General features: G+C 45.0%; 4 protein-coding genes. All 4 read right to left on the minus strand.

The genetic code is table 11. The annotated features are described in order from the left end of the window. Positions 1 to 142: 142 nt before the first annotated feature. The 4 genes from EKM88_RS13145 to istA are packed head-to-tail and all read right to left on the minus strand — an operon-like array spanning position 143 to position 2,638. Positions 143 to 349, minus strand: coding sequence for a hypothetical protein (locus tag EKM88_RS13145; protein WP_125706734.1), 207 nt, complete (start codon positions 347 to 349; stop codon positions 143 to 145). Then, the gene (gene istB, locus EKM88_RS13150; protein WP_125706735.1) at positions 346 to 1,104 is read right to left on the minus strand and encodes an IS21-like element helper ATPase IstB; all 759 of its coding nucleotides are present in this window, start codon (positions 1,102 to 1,104) and stop codon (positions 346 to 348) included. Before istB ends, EKM88_RS13145 begins: the two co-directional genes overlap by 4 nt. Continuing rightward, positions 1,104 to 1,637: a Mu transposase domain-containing protein gene (locus EKM88_RS13550; RefSeq protein WP_225418493.1), complete on the minus strand. Its 534-nt coding sequence runs from the start codon at positions 1,635 to 1,637 to the stop codon at positions 1,104 to 1,106. The genes istB and EKM88_RS13550 overlap by 1 nt, the downstream gene beginning before the upstream one ends. After that, positions 1,628 to 2,638 carry an IS21 family transposase gene (istA, locus tag EKM88_RS13155; protein WP_225418494.1) on the minus strand — a complete coding sequence of 337 codons (1,011 nt, stop codon included), beginning with the start codon at positions 2,636 to 2,638 and terminating at the stop codon, positions 1,628 to 1,630. The genes EKM88_RS13550 and istA overlap by 10 nt, the downstream gene beginning before the upstream one ends. Positions 2,639 to 2,807: the final 169 nt, after the last annotated feature.

The following is a 2,807-nucleotide window of genomic DNA, read 5'->3' on the forward strand; positions in this document are numbered from 1 at the left end:
TGAAGGCGGCGAAGCGAATTGCCCAACTCGGCGATCTTTTTTACCCCATTCGGTGCTAAAATTGACACCACTCGGCGAAAGAATTGACCAAGAATTTCAAAAGTGGCATCGCTGAGCGTTTTCAGCGATGCCACTTTCAGCTTTACGGGAGTTTGTCTCCTCGGCACTTGCCCAGGTATTTCACGATGACTTCTTTTCCATATTCGAAAAGCTCGTCATCGGTCAATTTATCGTCATTTTCCCAGATAATATCCACCAGCGCATCGCCAAGCACATTCTCCCAGTCTTCCATTGCGTCTGTATGTGCATAGAACAGCGCCAATCGTTGTTCTAGTTCAACTGAAATCATGCAAATTCGCCTTCAATCCCATATCGTTCCCGCATTGATTTATCACCTTGAATCAGGAGCTTGTAGGAATCATGAACAATCCGGTCAAGAATCGCATCGGCAATCTGTGGATTTCCCAGCTTGCTATGCCAGCCTTCCGGCGCAAACTGAGTACAAAAGATTGTTGACCCACGCTGGCTTCGATACTCGATTAACTCAAGAATAGTCTGAGCTTGTTCATCGTTGATTGGTGTCAAAAGCCATTCATCGATGATTAAGAGCTCGACTTTCTTGTACCGTTCAATAATCTTATGAAAGTCACCGTTTGCCTCATGCTTCGCTACAATCAAATCATCAATCAGTTCGGGAAGACGCACATATTTTACTTTATGAAACTGATGGCAAGCCTCAATTCCTAAGGCGGTCGCCAACCATGTTTTCCCGTTACCTGAAGCACCCATTAAGATGACGTTATGGTGCTCTTGAATATACGTGCCGGTCGCAAGCCGTTGAATCAAGTTTCGATCTAATTTACGATCCGGCAAGTAATTGATATCAGCTATACATGGCTCATTCGTCCGAAAATTTGCACTCTTGATCAATCGATTTAGTTTATTTGACTGAAGACTGGCATATGCCGCATCAACGAGTAACTTGAACCGATCATCAAAGCTCATTGAGCGATATTCTGCGTTGCTTTCCTGTGCTTCCAAGGCATTTGCCATAGAGGTAAGCTTCATCTGTCGTAACTTCCGTTGAGTTTCGTCATTTACCATTAGTCGTTTCCTCCAAAGTATGCTGCGCCACGAGTAAAACCGTAGTCGGGTTCGTTATTCGTCTTTGGTGCTGGAACCTTTTGACTCTTCATAACCCGTTCAACTACGGACACCGTCGGTGCGGTCGCAATTTTCATCACGGTCGTACATGCGGCTTCGATTTCAATAGCTGCGTATTTTCTAGCTAAGCCTTTGAATCGAAAGGCTGCACTTAGACCTTGCTTTTCACTTGCCGACGATTTAAGCAGATATCGCATTACGGCAAGCGTATTGATGCCAACCTTTTCCGCCCAAGCTAACGCGTTCTCAGGCGTATGATCGACGAACAGTTTATGTTCTGCTGGTAAATGGTCGTGATTGGTTGAAAATTGTCCGAATTTACCGGTTAGTCGTTTATGGGAGGCAATCCGATTACCTTTGTAGAAAACTTCTACGATATCTTTCGTCACCTTGATATCCACTTTAGATGAGATATACTCGTAAGGAACAGAGTAAAACTGACTTTCCACGTTGATGTGGTAGTCTAATTGCACGATGGCAGTCCGCCAACTGGCCATCGTATAAGCTTGAACAGGCAATGGTCGCAAGGCAAGCTTTCTTCGTCATGAAACGCCGAAAGGCGACTGCCTTGTTTATATTTCTTTGTGAACGGTCGTTCGTTGAACTCCTTGAGTTTGATGCGAACGGCCTTATTTAATTCCTCGATGTCAAAGAATGTTTCATTCCGTAGCGCTGCTATAATCCATGTTGATACCGTACCCACAACACCTTCGACAGTCGGCTTATCCTTTGGCTTCCGGACTCGTGCTGGCATCACAATTGTGCCGTAGTGCAAGGCTAGATCTCGATACATTTCATTCAAGATGACTTCGCTATGTTTGTGAGAAGTCACGCCCGTTTTGAGATTGTCGGAAATCAGATATTGCGTCACACCACCAAAGAATTCATACGCATGAATGTGTCCAGTAAGCCATGCCTTCTGCTGTTCAGTCATGAATGCCTCACAGTAGCTGTACGCACTACACGGCAATGAAGCGATGAACAGATACGCCTTAACGATTTCTCCGGTTTCGCGATCAACGATATGCAAAGGTGAGCCAACCCAATCGACCTCCATCACTTCACCTGGCTTGCGCCGGATCCGCATAGTTGCCTTATACTTCTGCGCATAAGCACGATAATATTGGCAAAAGGTTCGATACGCATACGGAATTGTGCCATTTTGTCGGCACTCTTGTTCATATTCATAATGAACCAGTGATAAGGTGACGTTGGGCTTAGCCAATTCTTCGTGTATCTTGTCAAAATCCGGCATTTGCCGACCTTTTGCCATCGGTTGCTTCTGAGGAAACAACAAGCTTTCCAACCAAATATCATCCACATCATCAGTAAATGGTGGACTAATCTGATGTAGCTCAGCTTGCTTGATAACTTCAGAAATCTTGGGACGTGAATTCCCAGTGATTGCCGCAATGTCTCGCTGTACCAGCTCTTGAGCGTGAAGCTCAAGAATCTGACGGTAATGAATAGCCATTACAAAAACCTCCTGTATATATGGTTTGCACGCGCTTACATACGTGCTACCCGTAGTATACAGGAGGTTCCTTTATTGTTGGACAATTTCTTCGCCGACCTTGGGCAATTTCTTCGCCGAGTGGTGTCAAAAACTTCGCATTACTTGGTAAAGCTATATGCCGTCTTCA

The sequence above is a fragment of the Lacticaseibacillus daqingensis genome (assembly GCF_003946115.1).
Lineage (GTDB): Bacteria > Bacillota > Bacilli > Lactobacillales > Lactobacillaceae > Lacticaseibacillus > Lacticaseibacillus daqingensis.